Here is a 17,930-nt window from a genome sequence, read left to right as displayed (position 1 = left end):
GCATACACAGAAGCAAAAGAGATAGCTGATGCTAAACTTGCAAATGCTAAAGAAGAACTAGAAGCTAAATCGCTTAAGTTTACAAAAGACTTAGAGAAAGAAACACAAGCTTTAAAAGAATCATTAGTAGCTGCAATGCCTCAATTTAATGAGAGCTTAAAAGCTAAGATTAGCTCAATTTAATAGGGAGGTTAGAGTTGAAAAAATTATTAATACTTGGATTAGCTTTGGCTCCACTGGGGTTATTTGCTAGTAGTGAAGGTGCGGAAACAAACTATGATATAGTTCAAAGAACCGTTAACTTTATAATCTTTGCTGGAATTTTATGGTATTTACTTGCTGATAAAATTAAAGCATATTTCGCAGACAGAACGGCTTCTATTCAAGCTGAACTTGATAAAGTAGAAGATACTTTAAAAGCTTCAAAAGATAAAGTTGATGATGCTGCTAAAAAATTAGAAGAAGCGAAAACTCTTGCAGCTGAAATTGTTGAAACTGCAAAAGGTGATATTGATTCAGTTAAACAAAGAGTTGCTGATGCAGTAGATGCTGAAATCGCAAACTTAGATAAAGGCTTTGATGATAAAATCAAAGTTGAAATGTCAAAAGGGAAGAGACAAATTGTTTCTGAAATTCTTGATGAGTTATTAAGTTCTGACAACGTTTCATTAACTCAAGATGAGTTAGTAAATATTGTAGTTAAGAAGGTTGCATAATGAACGATTTAATAGCAAAAAGATATGTAAAAGCATTATTAGATGGTAGAGATGTTAAATCTGCTACAGCTATTTATGATGATTTAAAAACTATTGCTTCTGCTTTTAAAGAAGAGAAGTTTATCTCAATTATTTCTTCATCTGAAGTTAATAGTAATGATAAAGAAAATTTAGTTATTTCATTTATAGATAAATGCGGAGATGACTTAAAAAATTTAATTAAATTACTTGGGACAAACAAGAGACTTGATTTAATCCCTGCAATGGTAAAAGAATTAGATGGTCAAATATCTAGAATGAACAATACTTATACGGGTGTAGTATACACAAACAAAAAACTAACTGCTAAATATGTATCTTCAATTGAAGATCAATTTAGTAAAAAGTTTGATGTTAAGTTATCACTATCACAAAATGTTTGTGATTATGATGGTATCAAAGTTGATATTGATAGTCTTGGAGTTGAGATTTCATTCTCGAAAGAAAGACTTAAATCACAAATGATTAATCATATTTTAAAAGCAGTTTAGAACTTACAAAGGAGAAATTGAATGGGTGCAAAAATTCAAGCTGATGAAATCAGTTCGATCATAAAAGAAAGAATTGATAACTTTGAATTAAATGTAGATGTTAACGAAACTGGTAAAATCATCTCTTACGCAGATGGTATTGCTCAAGTTTACGGTCTAAAAAATGTTATGGCTGGTGAGATTGTTGAATTTGAAAATGGCGAAAAAGGTCTTGCTTCAAACTTAGAAGAATCTACAGTTGGTGTAGTTGTACTTGGTAAAGGAGAAGGTCTTAGAGAAGGAACTTCTTGTAAAAGACTTGGTAAACTTTTAGAGACTCCAGTTGGTGAAGCAATGGTTGGTAGAGTTGTTAATGGTTTAGGTGAAGCAATTGATGGTAAAGGTGCTATTGAAGCAGCTGAATCAAGATTTGTTGAAGAAAAAGCACCTGGAATCATGGCTAGAAAATCTGTTCATGAACCATTACAAACTGGTATCAAAGCAATTGATGCACTTGTTCCAATAGGTCGTGGTCAAAGAGAGCTTATTATTGGAGATAGACAAACTGGTAAAACTACTGTTGCTATCGATACAATTCTTAACCAAAAGACTGAAGATGTAATTTGTATTTATGTTGCAATCGGTCAAAAAGCATCAAATGTTGCTTCTGTTGTTAGAACATTAGAAGAAGCTGGTGCAATGGATTACACAGTTGTTGTTAATGCTGGTGCTGCAGATTCTTCTGCATTACAGTTTTTAGCTCCATATACTGGTGTTACAATTGGTGAGTATTTTAGAGATAATGGTAAGCACGTTTTAATCGTTTATGATGATTTAACAAAACATGCCGTTGCATATAGAGAAATGTCATTATTATTAAGAAGACCTCCAGGTCGAGAAGCATTCCCAGGGGATGTATTCTACCTACACTCGAGATTATTAGAAAGAGCTGCAAAATTATCTGATGCCTTAGGTGCTGGATCAATGACTGCTTTACCTATTATTGAAACTCAAGCGGGAGATGTTGCTGCATATATTCCAACAAACGTTATTTCTATTACAGATGGTCAAATCTTCCTAGAAACTAACCTTTTTAACTCAGGTATTAGACCAGCTATTAATGTAGGTCTTTCAGTATCAAGAGTTGGTGGTGCTGCACAAATTAAAGCAACTAAACAAGTTGCTGGTACATTAAAATTATCACTTGCACAATTTAGAGAACTTGAAGCATTCGCACAGTTCGCATCTGATCTTGACGAAAGTACAAGAAAAGAGTTAGAACTTGGTCAAAGAATGGTTGAAGTGCTTAAGCAAGGTGTTAATGCTCCATTAGTAATTGAAAAACAAGTTGTTGTTATTTATGCTGGTACAAAAGGTTATTTAGAAGATGTAGCTGTTGAAGATGTTGTTAAGTTTGAAGCTGAATTACATGCATTTATTGAGCAAAAGTATACAAATATTCTTGATTCAATTAAATCTAAGAAAAAATTAGATGATGAAACAGAAACAGCATTAAAAGCTGCATTAGAAGAGTTCAAAACTGTTTTTAGTGCAAAATAAGGATTAGTCTATGGCTAACTTAAAAGAGATTAAATTAAAAATCGGAAGTGTTAAAAACACACAGAAGACTACTAATGCTATGAAGCTAGTATCTTCTGCAAAACTTACTAGAACTAGACAATTGTCTGAACAAGCTAGAAGTTATGCAAAGAAGATTAATGAAGTACTTTCTGAAATAGCAAATAGAGTTAGCAAAATTCAAGATGGAGGAAATACTAATAAAGCATTCCTTCAAAATGATAATCCAAAAACAGTTGATATTGTTTTTGTAACTGCTGACAAAGGTCTTTGTGGTGGTTTTAATATGGCAACAATTAAAACAGTTAGTAAATTAGTTGAAGACTATGAAGCTAAAGGTGTAAATGTAAGATATAGAGCAGCTGGAAGAAAAGGTGTTGATTACTTTAACTTTCAAAATGTTGATTTAGAGCAATCTGTTTCTGATTTATCTTCTGCACCTGAGTATGATAGAGCAGCTGATTTTATTAAAGAAGTTGTTGAAGATTTCCAAACTGGGACTACTGATAAAGTAATTTTAGTTTATAATGGATTTTTAAACATGTTAACTCAAGAAATTAGAGTTAGAGAATTGTTACCAATTAGTTTAGAAGATGTTGAAGTTACAGAAAATGAAACTTCAATGTTAGAAATTGAACCAGATGATGACGAAGAAGTATTAACTGAATTAACGAATAAATATATTGATTTCAATATGTATTATTCTTTAATCGATTCTTTAGCAGCTGAACATTCAGCTAGAATGCAAGCAATGGATGCTGCAACTAAAAATGCAAAAGAAAAAGTAAATAGTTTAACAGTAGAATATAACAAAGCTAGACAAGCTGCAATTACAACAGAGCTGATAGAAATTATCAGTGGTGTTGAAGCATTAAAATAATAAAAAGGAGCATCGCGTATGAAAGGTAAAGTTATTCAGGTAATGGGTCCTGTTGTTGATGTAGAATTCGACGGATACCTACCAGAAATTAATGAAGCTATTGATGTAGTATTAGCGGACGCTAACGCTGACAGATTAGTATTAGAAGTTGCTGCACACATTGGTGATAGTAGAGTAAGAACTATTGCAATGGACATGACTGAAGGTTTAACAAGAGGTCAAGAATGTAACGCAACTGGAGGACCAATTCAAGTACCAGTTGGTGAAGCTGTACTAGGAAGAATTTTTAACGTAATTGGTGACCCAGTTGATGAAGGTGAAGCAATTCCAGCAGATACTCCAAAGTGGTCAATCCACAGATCTGCACCTTCTTTTGAAGAGCAATCTACAAAAACAGAAATGTTTGAAACAGGTATCAAAGTAGTTGACCTTTTAGCACCATATTCAAAAGGTGGTAAAGTTGGACTATTCGGTGGTGCCGGTGTTGGTAAAACAGTTATTATTATGGAATTAATCCATAACGTTGCTTTCAAACACTCAGGATACTCAGTATTTGCCGGTGTTGGTGAGAGAACAAGAGAAGGTAATGACCTTTACTACGAAATGAAAGACTCTAACGTACTTGATAAAGTTGCATTATGTTATGGTCAAATGTCTGAGCCTCCAGGTGCAAGAAATAGAATTGCATTAACAGGTCTTACAATGGCTGAGTACTTCAGAGATGAACAAGGTCTAGATGTATTAATGTTCGTTGATAACATCTTTAGATTTGCACAATCAGGTTCTGAAATGTCAGCATTATTAGGAAGAATTCCATCTGCAGTTGGTTACCAACCAACACTTGCTTCTGAAATGGGTAAATTACAAGAGAGAATTACTTCAACTAATAAAGGTTCAATTACTTCTGTTCAAGCTGTATATGTACCAGCGGATGACTTAACAGATCCAGCTCCTGCTTCTGTTTTTGCTCACTTAGATGCTACAACAGTACTTAACAGAAAAATTGCTGAAAAAGGTATTTATCCTGCGGTTGATCCACTAGATTCTTCTTCAAGAATTTTAAGTGCTGATATTTTAGGTGAAGAGCATTACTCTGTTGCAAGAGGTGTTCAGTCTGTACTTCAAAAATACAAAGATTTACAAGATATTATTGCAATTCTTGGTATGGATGAGTTATCAGAAGAAGATAAGTTGGTAGTTGTTAGAGCTAGAAAAATTGAGAGATTCTTATCTCAACCATTCTTCGTTGCAGAAGTATTTACAGGTTCTCCTGGTAAATACGTTGAATTAAATGATACTATTGCTGGATTCAAAGGAATCTTAGATGGTAAGTATGATGATATTCCTGAAATGGCATTCTATATGGTTGGTGGAATTGATGAAGCTCTAGCTAAAGCTGAGGGAATGAAATAATTAAAGGCGACTTTATGGATACAATGAAATTATCGATAGTTGCACCAAATGGTCAAATTTTTAATGATGACGTTAAAACTGTAACTCTTCCTGGTAAAGAGGGAGAGTTTGGTGTTCTTCCAGGACACGCATCTTTAGTATCATCATTAACTGTTGGCGTAATTATTATAGAAAAAGCAGACTCAACTGAAGCAGTAGCTATTAACTGGGGACATGTAAAAGTTTCTGAAAGTTCTGTAGATGTTTTAGTAGATGGAGCAGTAGCTCTTACTTCTGGTGAAAACTCAGAAATTGCTAAAAATATTGATGCTGCAAAAGATTTAGTAAACTCTGTAAAAGATGCAAATGTATCTTTAGCAGCAGTAGAAGCTAAAATCAACTCATTCGCATAAAAACGAAATGATTGATACAGCTTTAAATTATTTAGGCAGTGGTAGTGCAATAACACTTTTAGTGTTATTGTCGCTGTCATTTTACTTCTTATTAGTTTTTTGGATATTTATTTATAGATATTTATCTTTAAAATCTTCTATTTTCAATGAAAAAAAATCTTTAGATTCGTTAACTGCAAGAAATGCTTCTATTAGTCCTTTATCTGCATTACATAAATGTGCAAATAATGCTAATACAAAAGAGATTTTACACGCTTGTGAATTAAATATTATAAAAGAAGCTAGTGTTGGTATATCTTGGTTATCAATTATTGCATCAACTTCTCCATTTATTGGACTTTTTGGTACTGTTGTTGGTATTTTAGAATCATTTGCAAAGTTTTCATCTCATTCTAAAGTTGGTTTTTCTGTTATTGCTCCAGCTATTTCTGAAGCTTTAGTTGCAACTGCAGCTGGTATTTTTGTAGCTATATTCGCTTATACTTTTCATCAAATTTTGACAAGAAAAGTTTACGAATTAAATATATATTTAAAGGCACAATCAGAAATTTTAATAGCTAAAGGGTAGGTATGTTTGATTATAATCAAAAACCTGATTTAAATATTACGCCTTTAGTTGATATTATGCTTGTACTTTTAGCGATATTAATGGTAACTGCTCCTGTAATTGAATTTGAAGAACCTATTAATCTTCCAAAAGGAAGTGCTTCTCAACAAATACAAGCAGTAAAAAAAATAGATATTTTAATTACAAAAGATAGAATAGTAAGAGTTAATAAAAAGAAATATGAACTTAATAATTTTGCAGATAACTTTGTTTTATATGCAAAAGAAAAAGATAGAAAAACTCCTATACATATAAGAGCAGAAAAAACTTTAATATATGATGATATTATGCATGTATTAAAATCAGTAAAAGAGGCTGGTTTTTATAAAGTAGCACTTATAACAGATGGATAATTATGCAAAGAAAAGATTATTTTTATCTTTCAGGTTTTATATCTGTTAGCATTTATCTAGCTATTTGTGCATCTTTTTTGATTTATATAAATGCTCCAGAAGCAAAAAAATATGATTCTGCAAAAACCACTGTTTTAGAACTGGAATTAATTTCAACAAAATCTGATAAACGTAGAGTTTCAAAGAAAACAATTCAAAAAAAACAAGAAATTGTAAAAAAATCTACTTCTAAATCAAATAAACAAAAATCAGTAAATGCTAAATCTCTATTTGCAAAAGTAAAAACAAAAGCTAGAAAAGTTGTTGAAAAAGAAACAAATACTGTTAGAGAATCTATTGATCCTAGTAGATTTAAATCAAAATTCCAAAAGCAGAAAAAAACAGATAACTCATCTGTATCAAAACTTTTGAATGATGTAAAAACAACTACAAATATGCCTAAAACTGCGGCAAGTGGTAAAGGTGAAAAACATGAGTATTTTTCAAAAATTAAACAATTACTTTGGGAAAGATGGAATCCTAGATTACTAGAAGAGGGATTAGTAGTAAGAGTTCTTGTAATAATTACCAATGATGGAAATTTTGATTACCGAATAGTAAAGTATTCAAAAGATGAAAGATTTGATGAATCATTAAAAGAGTTTTTAGAATCTCAAAAGAATGAAATATTTCCTACACATAAAATTAACACAAAAGTAGATATTATTATAAACTTTAAATCAGAAGGTTAATAAATGATAAAACAAAGTAAAAATCTATTTGTTTACAAGTTATTAGTTTTAATACTTGTCTTAACAAATTTTTCATTTGCAGCAGATGCTGAAATAGATATTGTAAAAAAATCAAGTACATTACCAAAAATTGAAATTGGTGTAGCTCCAAGTGCAATGAAAAAATCACTTACATCTAAAATAAAAGATATGGTTGCAAAAGATTTAAAGGTTAGTGGTCATTTTGATGTTCTTAATTCTGCACTAAGCGTAGACTATAATTCAAGACCAAATATGTTATCTTTATCAAATAAAGGTACAGACTTATTTTTAAATATAAATTCCAGTGTTAGTGGTTTTGGTGGTTATTCTGTTATGGTAAAACTGTATGATATAAATTCTAAACAACTTGTTTTTAATAGAACTTTTACTACTTCAAGTGAAGAAAGATATCCATTTTTAGCCCATAGGGTTGCGATTTCAATTAATAAACATTTAAAAGCTCCTCCCATTGACTGGATGGATAAGTTTGTTATTTTTTCTCAATATCAAGGTGCAAAAAAAGCAGATATTATAATTGCTGACTATACATTAACTTTTCAAAGAAAAATCATTAAAGGTGGATTAAATATATTCCCAAAATGGGCGGATAAAAAACAAGAGAGTTTTTATTACACTACATATGATAAAGGTATTCCTACTTTAATTAAAACTAATATTTATACTAGAAAAAGAGAAACGATAATGACAAGTGAAGGTATGCTTGTTGCTTCAGATATTAGTGCCGATGGGAAAAAACTTTTAATAACAGCTTCTCCTAATTATCAACCGGATATTTATCTTTATGATATTAGAAAAAAATCGAAAATTAGATTAACAACATATAAAGGTATTGATGTTGGAGCTCATTTTGTAGAAAATGATTCAAAAATTGTATTTGTTTCTGATAGATTAAAATATCCAAATATTTTCTCAAAAAAACTTGGAAGTAGGGGAGTTGAAAGATTAGTTTATCATGGAAGAAATAATTCTTCTGCTACTACTCATAAAGATTTTGTAATTTATACAAGTAGAGATAGAGATAATGAATTTGGTACATATACATTTAATTTATATTTAATGTCTACTAAAAGTGATTTTCTTAAAAGACTAACTTCTAATGGAAGTAATCAATTCCCAAAATTTTCACGGGATGGTGAATCTGTGATTTTCTTAAAAAATAATAAAGATAGAAGTTCTATTGGAATTATTAGACTTAATCATTCTAAATCTTTTTTATTTCCACTAAAAAATGGAAAGATTCAATCTATTGATTGGTAAATATTATATATAGACTTTTAAAAGTCTATATATTAATTATTTTTTAACTATAAATCATGCAAAATTTAATATAATAAGAAATAAAGATTCAAAGGAGTTTTATGAAAGTTGTATCTATAACTGGTTCATCAGGTTTTGTTGGAACTAATCTTAAAAATTTATTTGAATCAATAGGATTTAAAGTTATAGGTATATCTAGAAGTGATTTAAAGGATATGCAAAAATTAACTTCTATTATTTCATCTTCAGATATTGTAATAAATCTTGCAGGGGCAAATATTATAAATAGATGGAGTGAATCCTATAAAAAAATATTAATAGCAAGTAGAATTGATACTACTCAAGCTTTAATTGAAGCTATGCATAATGCTGAGGAAAAGCCTGAGCTTTTTATTTCTACATCTGCAGTTGGAATTTATAAAAATCTTAAATGTTATGATGAAGAAAATTTTGATTACGAAGAAGATTTTTTAGGAAAACTTTGCAAAACTTGGGAAAATGAGGCTTTAAAAGCAAAAGAGTTAGATATAAGAACTGTGATTTTTAGATTTGGAATTGTATTAGGAAAAGGAGGAGCTTTAGCTAAGATGCTAACTCCTTTCAAACTTGGCTTAGGTGGTATAATCGGAAATGGAAAACAAGATTTTTCTTTTATTCATTTAGATGATTTGTTAAATGCATATATGTTCATTTATGAAAATGAAAATCTAGATGGTATTTTTAATTTAACATCTCCTAAATCTACAACAAACTCAACTTTAACAAAAACTATAGGAAAAGCGTTATCTCGACCTACAATTTTTCCTGTACCGGAATTCGTATTAAAAATGATTTTTAGTGAAGGTGCCAAAGTGCTAACAGATGGGCAATGTGTAAGACCTAAGAGACTATTGGAAAATGGATTTAAATTTAAGTTTAATACAATTGAAGCGGCTATAAATGATTTATGTAATTAGGGGTACAAAATCTTTTGTAATTAGCCATTAAGCTTAGATTTAGTAAAATCGATGAAAATTTTTATAAGGAAACTAACTATGAAAAAATTAAGCATTTACACTTTTTTAGTTGCGGCGGTATTATTTACTGGTTGTAGCCAAAAAGAAGTTGAAGTATCTCAGCCAGAGACTACTCCTAAAAACTCTGAAACTATGTTAAATAACATTGACAATTCAAATATTCAAAATGAAATGGTTAATGATGCACTAGTAGAAAGTGCTGAAAATGGATACTATTATATGATTAATGGTAAAAAAGAATTCATTGAAAATATTTACTTTGGATTTGATAAATATAGTTTAAATGCTGATACAAAAGCAATTGCAAAATCTAATGCAATGAAATTATCTGGTGTTCAATCAGGTACAACAATTAAAGTTGAAGGTAACTGTGATGAATGGGGTACTGATGAATATAACTACGCTTTAGGATTAAAAAGAGCAAAAGTTGTAAAAGATAGTTTAGTTATGGAAGGTATTGCATCGTCAGCTGTTACAGTAGTAAGTTTCGGTGAAAGTAATCCTGTTTGTACAGACAAGAATGCATCTTGTTGGCAAAAGAATAGAAGATCTGAGCATAAACTAGTAAAATAATATATGAACAAAATACTTCTATCTACTCTAATATTAACTAGTACTTTAAGCTACGCCAATGAGGTGTCAGCTTTTGGTGCTGGTAATTTAGACTCAAAAAACCCATATGGCTTAAGTTCAGCAGAAAAAAATATTTTAAAGAATAAAAAAACTTTAGGAAATATAGATTCAAAAGTTAAAGATGTTAAATATACGCTTGAATCAATAAATGAAAGAATTGATGGTTTAGAATCAATTTATGAAGGTGATTCTCAAAAATTAAATGAATCAGTTTTAAAGATAAACGAAATTATAAAAAAAGTTGAAGAAAATTCAACACTAACTGAAAAGCATTCAACAGATATTGAAGATTTAAAAAGTGTAACTTCTCAAATGCTTACTATGCAAGAAGAATTTGCCAAAAGTATTGCAACTCTTAAAAGTGCAATTGCAAAACTTTCTAGAACAACAAATACAATCAACAAGACTTATATTTCAGATAAAGAGTTTAAATCAAATATGAATCAGTTTATTACTAGAGCTGAATTTGATGCACTAAGAAAATCTTTAGGTGCAAAAACTAGTATAAAAACTACAAAAAAAACTAAAACAAAAAAGATATCATCCTCAACTGATAAGAAGTCGATGATGGATGAAGCAATAAGGTTATTCAAGAAGGATTATTTTTCAAAAGCTATTCCTATGTTTGAGGAGTTAATAACTGCAAATTATAAACCTGCAACGAACAATTACTATTTAGGTGAGATTTGGTATTACAGAAAAAAGTATGATGATGCTATAACTCATTTTAAAACTTCGGCAATGCTTTATGATAAAGCTTCATATATGCCAAAGCTTTTACTTCATAGTGCAATATCTTTTGAAAAAACAAAAGATTTTAGTAATGCGGCGAATTTTTATTCTTCTTTAATTGATATCTATCCAGATTCGAAAGAAGCAAAAACAGCCACAAAAAACTTATCAAATATACAATAAATATAAAATTTAAAAAGGAAGAAAATGTCAAAAGTAATTGGTATAGAATACAATTTAAAAGACGCGAATACTGGTGAACAACTAGATTCGAACGTTGGTGGAGCGCCATTAGAATTTATCTCTGGAAAAGGTCAAATTATTCCAGGTTTAGAGTCTAAATTAATAGAAATGTCTGCTAATGAATCAGCAGATGTTATGGTTGAACCAGCAGAAGCATATGGAGAATTTTCAGAAGAAGCAGTTCAAGTTTTACCAAAAGAGCAATTTGCTGGTATTGAATTAACAGAAGGTATGACTTTATATGGTACAGGTGAGCAAGGTGAAACAGTACAAGTTAATGTTAAATCATTTACTGATGAAGAAGTAACAATTGATTATAATCATCCAATGGCTGGTAAAACTTTAATGTTTTCAGTAACTATTTTATCACTTAGAGATGCAACAGAAGAAGAAATTCAGACTGGTGTTGTAGGTGGAATGGCTGCTATGGGTGGTGGATGTTGTGGTTCTGAAAACCCAGCAGATGCTCAACAATCTCATGGTGGTTGTGGTTGTAGTCATTAGTTCGCAGGTTGCGAAAATATATTAATTAAATATTATATTTAATATCTACAATAACAAAAAAACAAAAGCCCAAGAGTTTATACTCTTGGGCTTTTTTATTTTAAACACTATAAAAAAAGAGTATAATATTGCTCAAAAATTAAAACAAACTTTATAAAAGGTTAAAAAATATGAAAAAAGTAGCTTTTATTTTTCCAGGTCAAGGAAGTCAATCTGTTGGTATGGGTAAAGATTTTTTCGAAAATAATGATATTGCAAAAGAGATGATATCTAATGCTAGCAAAAGATTAAATATTAACTTTGAAGAGCTTTTATTTGAAGAAAATGATAATTTAGGAAAGACTGAGTTTACTCAACCTGCAATTCTACTTGTTAGTTCTATTGCAAATGCAATTTTTAAAGAGAAATGTGAACTTGTACCTGAATTTGTTTTAGGACACTCCTTAGGAGAGTTTTCTGCTTTAGTAGCAGCTGGAGCATTAGATTATCTTGATGCTGTTGAACTTGTACATAGACGTGGATTATTTATGAATGAAGCTTGTGCAGGAGGAGGAGCTGGAATGATGGCTTTAGTTGGCATGTCTGATGATGTAGTTGAGTCTATTTGTGAAGAACAAAGATCTGCAGGAAAGCAAGTTTGGCCAGCAAATTATAATATGGATGGACAATTAGTACTTGCTGGAATTAAAACTGATTTGGAATCTTTAGTTGACACCTTTAAAGAAGCAGGGGCAAAAAGAGCAATTGTTCTTGATATGTCTGTTGCATCACATTGTGAACTACTAACAAGTGCAGTAGAAAATTTAAGACCATATTTAGAAGAATATTTAAAAGATGAATTTTCTCCTGTAATATCAAATGTTTCTGCTGAAGCATATTCTACAAAAGATGAAGCGATTGAATTATTGGCATCTCAACTAACAAATCCTGTTAAATATAAACAATCTATTGCAGCAAATGCAGAAAAAATTGATACTTTTGTTGAATTTGGAAATGGAATAGTTTTAAAAGGATTAAATAGAAAAATTTGCAAAGGAACTCCTACTATCAATGTAAGTGATTTGGCTTCATTAGAAAAAGTTTTAGGTGAGTTAAATGACTAAACTAGCAATTATGGGAGCTATGCAAGAGGAAATTGAGCCTCTTTTAGCTCATTTTGAGAATGTAAAAGTAACAGAGTATGCAAAGAATAAATATTATGAATTAACTTATAACGGTTTAGACATAGTTGTTGCATATTCAAAAATAGGAAAAGTATTTGCTAGTTTAACTGCAACTACATTAATTGAAAAGTTTGCTTGTGATGCTCTTCTTTTTTCTGGAGTAGCAGGTGGAATTAATCCTACTCTTAAAATTGGCGATTTAATAATAGCAAATAAACTTTGTCAACATGATTTAGATATTACAGCATTTGGACACCCTCATGGTTTTGTACCTGAAGGTGCTGTATTTGTTGAAACATCTGCTGAACTTAGAAATATAGCCTTTGATGCTGCAACTGAAAATGGTATTCAAGTTTTGGAAGGTACTATTGCAACTGGAGATCAATTTGTTCATTCAAATGAAAGAAAAGAATTTATAGAGTCTACTTTCCAAGCTGACGCTTTAGAGATGGAAGGGGCAAGTGTTGCAGTTATTTGTGATGCTTTAAATGTTCCATTTTTCATTTTAAGAGCAATTTCAGATACTGCTGATATGGATGCAGGATTTGATTTTGATGAATTTCTAAAATCTTCTGCTAAAAATTCTGCTGATTATCTTATCAAGATAGTTGATAAACTAAATAAATAAAATCTGAAATACTTGTAATTATAATTAAATTACAAGTATTTTTTAAATCAAAATCTTTAATCTTTTTATTTTATAAAGAGTATTTATTATTTTAAATATAAGTTAATAAATATTCTTTAATTTTTACTAAATCTAATTATTAGAAATGTAAAAGTCTTATTTGAGTTTTATTTTGAAACTTGTATGTAAAACATATCATTTTTGATAAATTTAACACATTTCTTTTATAAAATGTAAATATAAAAAAATTAGGAGTCTATTATGTATGAGGGAATTATAATACAAAATGGTGGAAAGATAATTGATTTAAATACTCTATCTAAAAATGAAAATGGTGATTTAGTTTTAGATGGAGTAGATTCATTAAAAATCTCTGTAGAAAATGGCGTTAAATATAATCAAAATATAGAAATCTTAGAAAATAATTCTGATGTAAAAATCTCATTTACTGATTCAGAAGGTAATGATATTTTTATAATATTAAAAGGATTAAATGAAATTCTTTTAACAAATAATACTGAACTACCAGTTTTTGAAGTATTTGAAGGAACAGAAAAAGTTGTATCAATGACAACTATTGATGATCTAGAAGCTGCTGCTGCAGGTGAAGAAAGTTTATCTTCAGAACAAACAGGTAATCCAGATGGTACTGGAACTTTAGGAGCAACAGATAGTGATGATAGTGGAGCAAGAATTGCAGGTCTTGCTAATGCTGCTCTTGGACCTAATGCTGACCCTACGTTTGCATATGATGTAACATTTAGTGGAGATATCACTGCAGAAATAACTGAGGATTTTGGTCAAAGTGAAGATGGTACTCTTCGTGGTACTATTATTGCAACAGACCCTCATTATCCAGATTTACAATTTATTCCTCTAACAACTACAACTGACTATGGGGTATTTACACTTTTAGAAGATGGTTCATGGACTTATGATTTATTTGAAGAAAATGAAGATATTCAAGCTTTAAATCATATTGAAAGTATTTTAGAAACTTTTACAGTTCAAATTGAAGGAGAGGTTGCAGCCTTTGATTTCACTCTTAATATAAATGGATTAAATGATCAGCCTGTGGTTGAGTCTTTTAATATAAATGAAATTTTATCAGGAGATATTATTTCAGAAGAAAATCCTCAAGCATTTGAAGAAGAATTTCTTTCTGACTCTATCTTAGTAGAAAGAGATAATGGTTTAGTTTATGAATCAAGTTTATTAAATACTGATAGTGAAGATACAGAGTTTGTAAATACAAATTTTGAAATTGATAATCTAAATGGTACAGATGTTGATAATGGTGCAGAATTAACTTATCATTTAGCCTCTGATAAAATTGAAGCTTATGAAGCTATTAGAGTAATTACGGATGGAACAGTGGTTGAAATAGGTCCAGAGGATGTAATTGTAACTATTAATGAAATAACAGGTGAGTTTTCAATTTTTAGTACAAAATTTGATAATTTAGCATCAGGTGAGAATGTAAGAATTGAGTTTGATTATGTAGCTGATGATGGTTTAGGTTATTTAGGTGACTTAGGTACTGATGATACTACAAATGAGAATTCTATTAGTGAGCCTAAAACAGTAACAGTGACAATAACAGGAACAAATGATCAACCAGAAGTAAGTGCAGTAAATATAAATGATAATGATACAGTAGTATATGAAGAATTAGATGGATTAAATACAAATACATTTGAAGGTGCTTTAGTAACAGTAAAAGATGTGGATGCAAATGATAGTCATACTTATCAGTTATTTGAGTCAAAAGAGCTTGGAGTTTCAGTAGATAATGAATTAGTAGTTTTAAGTGAAACACCAATAACAATAGAACCATTAACAGGGACATTTTCAATAAGTGGTGACTTTAATGCTCTTGCTTTAGGAGAGAGTGCAACAGTAAGCTTTTATTATACAGCAACAGATAATAGAGAAATAGCAGTAGGAGATTCTCAAAATGAACAATCTCAAAGTGAACCACAATTAGTAACAGTGACAATAACAGGAACAAATGATCAACCAATAGCAGTAGATGATAGTAAATTTCCAGAAGAAGAACAAAGCGTATTAACAGTAGATAGTGAGAATTGGTCACCAATCGGAGTAACTATTATAGGTATAGATTTTAGAGGAAATGAAGTATCAGTAGAAGAGACATCTGATGGTCTTGGTGTAAATACGCCAAGATGGAGAGATGGAGATAATATTGAAGGTAATTTCTTTGCACAGGAATCAGTAAGATTTGAATATGATGCTGTATATAATAAAGCAGAAGTGAAATTAAGTGGTATAGATTCAACAGATACAGTTCAATATGTAGCATTACTAAATGGAGTAGAAGTATCAAGTGGAACATCAATAGGAAGTGATACTTTAAATATAGATACCTTCTTTGATACCTTACTTGTAAAAGCACTAGATGATGATGTTGCATTCACACAAACAGATTTTAGAATAGAATCAGTAGAAGTAACAAATGACTTATTAGTTACAGAAGAAAACACTAATTTAACAATCGATGTATTAGCGAATGATTATGATATAGATACTTTAGATACATTGATTATACATGATACAGATTATGGAATTGTAGCACAAGGTGATAGTACTGTTGAGATTTCAGCTGATAAAAAAACTTTAGAGTTTAACCCAGGAACAGAGTTTGATTATTTAGGAGTAGGTGAGACTGCAACAGTAACATTCCAATATAGAGTAGATGATCAAAGAGGATTTGGAGAGACAGGAGATGCCAATAATGAGGCATCAATAAGTGATTGGGCAACAGTAACATTTACAGTAATAGGAACAAATGACCAACCACAAATTGATAGTATAGATGCACAAGCAGCAAATACTTTAATTGAAGGAGATGGAACTGCAACATTAAGTACAAGTGGTGCAATAGCAATTAGTGATTTAGATGTAAATGATATATTAACATTAGAGTCAACATATAATGGAGATATTTCTTGGTCAGGGGATGATGCAGATTCAGATATAGCAGACTTAGTAGATATAAATGCATTAATAGATGGATTTAGTGTAAGTATATTAGATGGTACAGCTCCCACAGGAAATGGGACATGGGATTTTACAACTTCACAAGACCTAGATTTCTTAGCAAATGGAGAGACAATTACATTAAGCTATGATATAGTAGTAAAAGATGATTCAGGTGCAGCAAATGATACAAGTACAACACAAACAGTAAATATTACAATAACAGGAACAAATGATACTCCTGTTGCAGTAGATGATAGTGAAATAGTTGTAATGAATTCATTTGATGTAAATAATACAAATGGTGTAACAATAACAGCCTTTTCAGGAAATAATAGTACAGGTGTAGATGTTATTGATGGTGATAAATGGGGTATTAAAACAAGTAGATCTGATAGTTCACAGATTGATGGATACGGACCAGATGAAAAAATGGTATTTACATTTGATGAAGCATTTAATAATGCTACGATAAATTTAAGTTCTATGGGTTCAAATGATGATGCAACTTGGAAAGCATATAATTCTGCAGGAACTCTTGTATCAAGTGGTACAACAAATCAAGAGACTTTTAATATTGTTGGAGATGATATTGTAAAAATAGAGATGGGTGTTGCTGGAGGATTTGATGATTATTATGTAGATTCAATTATAACAAAAATGATAACACCAATAGGAACATTAGAAAATGATACATTGACAATTGATGTATTAGCAAATGATTATGATTTAGATGAAAATGATACGATTTCAATTAATAATTTTGATACAACAGCAACATTAACAGGAATACTAGATAATGGTAATCCTGTAACAGGTGGAAGTATCACATTAAATGGTGATGGAACATTAGAGTTTGATCCAGAAGATGACTTTGATTATTTAGCAGTAGGAGAGACTCAAGAAGTAACATTTACATATGATGTAATAGATACTTCAAACCCAACAGCTGCAGTGAGTAATACTGCTACTGTTACTATTATTGTTACAGGTACTAATGATAAGCCAATAGCAGTAAATGATATTGCAACTACATTTGATATAAATAACTTATCTGGTGTAACAGTATCTGCATATTATAATGGAAATGAAAATAATAGTGCAAATGTTTCAACAAATGGAGGATCATGGGGAGTTAAGAATCATAGTATCGATAGTAGTGATATAGATGGTTTCCTAAGAGATGATACTATTGTATTTAAATTTGATGAAGTATTTAATAGTGCAGTAATTAATTTAACAAGATTTGATTCAAATGATAACGGAAGTTGGGTAGCTTATCTAAAAGATGGTTCTACTATAAATGGAACTTTCGATACTGAGAAATTTATAATTATTGGAACAGATATTGAAAAAATAGAAATTACTGCAAGTGGTAATAATGACGATTTTAGAATAGAGTCAATTACTACAAGTCCATCAACACCGTTAGAAACAGAAGAAAACACTAATTTAACAATCGATGTATTAGCGAATGATTATGATATAGATACTTTAGATACATTGATTATACATGATACAGATTATGGAATT

General features: G+C 30.3%; 18 protein-coding genes. All 18 read left to right on the top strand.

The features are described 5' to 3' along the window. Window positions 1-183 (top strand): hypothetical protein (locus BT997_RS15125; protein ID WP_174247258.1); only part of this gene is annotated, 183 nt, incomplete at its 5' end. A gap of 14 nt (window positions 184-197) precedes the next feature. Next, window positions 198-716, top strand: a complete 519-nt coding sequence (locus tag BT997_RS15120) for a F0F1 ATP synthase subunit B (RefSeq protein WP_072682766.1) — start codon at window positions 198-200, stop codon at window positions 714-716. Then, window positions 716-1,246: a F0F1 ATP synthase subunit delta gene (locus BT997_RS15115; protein WP_072682765.1), complete on the top strand. Its 531-nt coding sequence runs from the start codon at window positions 716-718 to the stop codon at window positions 1,244-1,246. Before BT997_RS15120 ends, BT997_RS15115 begins: the two co-directional genes overlap by 1 nt. A gap of 21 nt (window positions 1,247-1,267) precedes the next feature. Then, entirely contained in the window at window positions 1,268-2,785 is a 1,518-nt protein-coding gene (gene atpA, locus BT997_RS15110; RefSeq protein ID WP_072682764.1) for a F0F1 ATP synthase subunit alpha, read from the top strand. Window positions 2,786-2,795: 10 nt separating this feature from the next. Continuing rightward, entirely contained in the window at window positions 2,796-3,683 is an 888-nt protein-coding gene (atpG, locus tag BT997_RS15105) for an ATP synthase F1 subunit gamma (RefSeq protein ID WP_072682763.1), read from the top strand. A gap of 18 nt (window positions 3,684-3,701) precedes the next feature. Beyond that, window positions 3,702-5,096: a F0F1 ATP synthase subunit beta gene (gene atpD / locus BT997_RS15100; protein WP_072682762.1), complete on the top strand. Its 1,395-nt coding sequence runs from the start codon at window positions 3,702-3,704 to the stop codon at window positions 5,094-5,096. Window positions 5,097-5,110: 14 nt separating this feature from the next. Continuing rightward, window positions 5,111-5,488: an ATP synthase F1 subunit epsilon gene (atpC, locus tag BT997_RS15095; protein WP_072682761.1), complete on the top strand. Its 378-nt coding sequence runs from the start codon at window positions 5,111-5,113 to the stop codon at window positions 5,486-5,488. Between the two features lie 7 nt (window positions 5,489-5,495). Beyond that, the gene (locus tag BT997_RS15090; RefSeq protein WP_072682760.1) at window positions 5,496-6,056 is read left to right on the top strand and encodes a MotA/TolQ/ExbB proton channel family protein; all 561 of its coding nucleotides are present in this window, start codon (window positions 5,496-5,498) and stop codon (window positions 6,054-6,056) included. 2 nt (window positions 6,057-6,058) lie between these two features. After that, entirely contained in the window at window positions 6,059-6,448 is a 390-nt protein-coding gene (locus BT997_RS15085; RefSeq protein ID WP_072682759.1) for a biopolymer transporter ExbD, read from the top strand. Between the two features lie 2 nt (window positions 6,449-6,450). Then, entirely contained in the window at window positions 6,451-7,179 is a 729-nt protein-coding gene (locus BT997_RS15080) for a TonB C-terminal domain-containing protein (protein ID WP_072682758.1), read from the top strand. Between the two features lie 3 nt (window positions 7,180-7,182). Continuing rightward, a complete protein-coding gene (gene tolB / locus BT997_RS15075; protein ID WP_072682757.1) occupies window positions 7,183-8,478 on the top strand; it encodes a Tol-Pal system protein TolB in 1,296 nt (431 codons plus the stop codon). A 101-nt stretch (window positions 8,479-8,579) separates the two neighbouring features. After that, a complete protein-coding gene (locus BT997_RS15070) occupies window positions 8,580-9,434 on the top strand; it encodes a TIGR01777 family oxidoreductase (protein WP_072682756.1) in 855 nt (284 codons plus the stop codon). A gap of 78 nt (window positions 9,435-9,512) precedes the next feature. After that, window positions 9,513-10,067: an OmpA family protein gene (locus BT997_RS15065; protein WP_072682755.1), complete on the top strand. Its 555-nt coding sequence runs from the start codon at window positions 9,513-9,515 to the stop codon at window positions 10,065-10,067. Between the two features lie 3 nt (window positions 10,068-10,070). Next, window positions 10,071-11,042: a tol-pal system YbgF family protein gene (locus BT997_RS15060; RefSeq protein WP_072682754.1), complete on the top strand. Its 972-nt coding sequence runs from the start codon at window positions 10,071-10,073 to the stop codon at window positions 11,040-11,042. A gap of 24 nt (window positions 11,043-11,066) precedes the next feature. Further along, complete coding sequence (locus tag BT997_RS15055) at window positions 11,067-11,606, top strand: peptidylprolyl isomerase (protein WP_072682753.1); 540 nt, start codon at window positions 11,067-11,069, stop codon at window positions 11,604-11,606. Window positions 11,607-11,776: 170 nt separating this feature from the next. Beyond that, a complete protein-coding gene (gene fabD / locus BT997_RS15050; protein WP_072682752.1) occupies window positions 11,777-12,709 on the top strand; it encodes an ACP S-malonyltransferase in 933 nt (310 codons plus the stop codon). Beyond that, window positions 12,702-13,397: a 5'-methylthioadenosine/adenosylhomocysteine nucleosidase gene (locus BT997_RS15045; protein WP_072682751.1), complete on the top strand. Its 696-nt coding sequence runs from the start codon at window positions 12,702-12,704 to the stop codon at window positions 13,395-13,397. The genes fabD and BT997_RS15045 overlap by 8 nt, the downstream gene beginning before the upstream one ends. A 261-nt stretch (window positions 13,398-13,658) precedes the next feature. Continuing rightward, window positions 13,659-17,930 (top strand): VCBS domain-containing protein (locus BT997_RS15040; RefSeq protein ID WP_143145218.1); only part of this gene is annotated, 4,272 nt, incomplete at its 3' end.

The sequence above is a fragment of the Arcobacter sp. LA11 genome, assembly GCF_001895145.1.
Classification (GTDB): domain Bacteria; phylum Campylobacterota; class Campylobacteria; order Campylobacterales; family Arcobacteraceae; genus Halarcobacter.
Note: the sequence above shows the minus strand (reverse complement) of the source record. Positions and strands in the feature narration are given on the sequence as shown.

Bases quoted from the DNA above. Each gene is read 5' to 3' on its own strand.
- BT997_RS15115 (WP_072682765.1), top strand. From the start codon at position 716: ATGAACGATTTAATAGCAAAAAGATATGTAAAAGCATTATTAGATGGT.
- atpA (WP_072682764.1), top strand. From the start codon at position 1,268: ATGGGTGCAAAAATTCAAGCTGATGAAATCAGTTCGATCATAAAAGAA.
- atpG (WP_072682763.1), top strand. From the start codon at position 2,796: ATGGCTAACTTAAAAGAGATTAAATTAAAAATCGGAAGTGTTAAAAAC.
- atpD (WP_072682762.1), top strand. From the start codon at position 3,702: ATGAAAGGTAAAGTTATTCAGGTAATGGGTCCTGTTGTTGATGTAGAA.
- atpC (WP_072682761.1), top strand. From the start codon at position 5,111: ATGGATACAATGAAATTATCGATAGTTGCACCAAATGGTCAAATTTTT.
- BT997_RS15090 (WP_072682760.1), top strand. From the start codon at position 5,496: ATGATTGATACAGCTTTAAATTATTTAGGCAGTGGTAGTGCAATAACA.
- BT997_RS15085 (WP_072682759.1), top strand. From the start codon at position 6,059: ATGTTTGATTATAATCAAAAACCTGATTTAAATATTACGCCTTTAGTT.
- BT997_RS15080 (WP_072682758.1), top strand. From the start codon at position 6,451: ATGCAAAGAAAAGATTATTTTTATCTTTCAGGTTTTATATCTGTTAGC.
- tolB (WP_072682757.1), top strand. From the start codon at position 7,183: ATGATAAAACAAAGTAAAAATCTATTTGTTTACAAGTTATTAGTTTTA.
- BT997_RS15070 (WP_072682756.1), top strand. From the start codon at position 8,580: ATGAAAGTTGTATCTATAACTGGTTCATCAGGTTTTGTTGGAACTAAT.
- BT997_RS15065 (WP_072682755.1), top strand. From the start codon at position 9,513: ATGAAAAAATTAAGCATTTACACTTTTTTAGTTGCGGCGGTATTATTT.
- BT997_RS15060 (WP_072682754.1), top strand. From the start codon at position 10,071: ATGAACAAAATACTTCTATCTACTCTAATATTAACTAGTACTTTAAGC.
- BT997_RS15055 (WP_072682753.1), top strand. From the start codon at position 11,067: ATGTCAAAAGTAATTGGTATAGAATACAATTTAAAAGACGCGAATACT.
- fabD (WP_072682752.1), top strand. From the start codon at position 11,777: ATGAAAAAAGTAGCTTTTATTTTTCCAGGTCAAGGAAGTCAATCTGTT.
- BT997_RS15045 (WP_072682751.1), top strand. From the start codon at position 12,702: ATGACTAAACTAGCAATTATGGGAGCTATGCAAGAGGAAATTGAGCCT.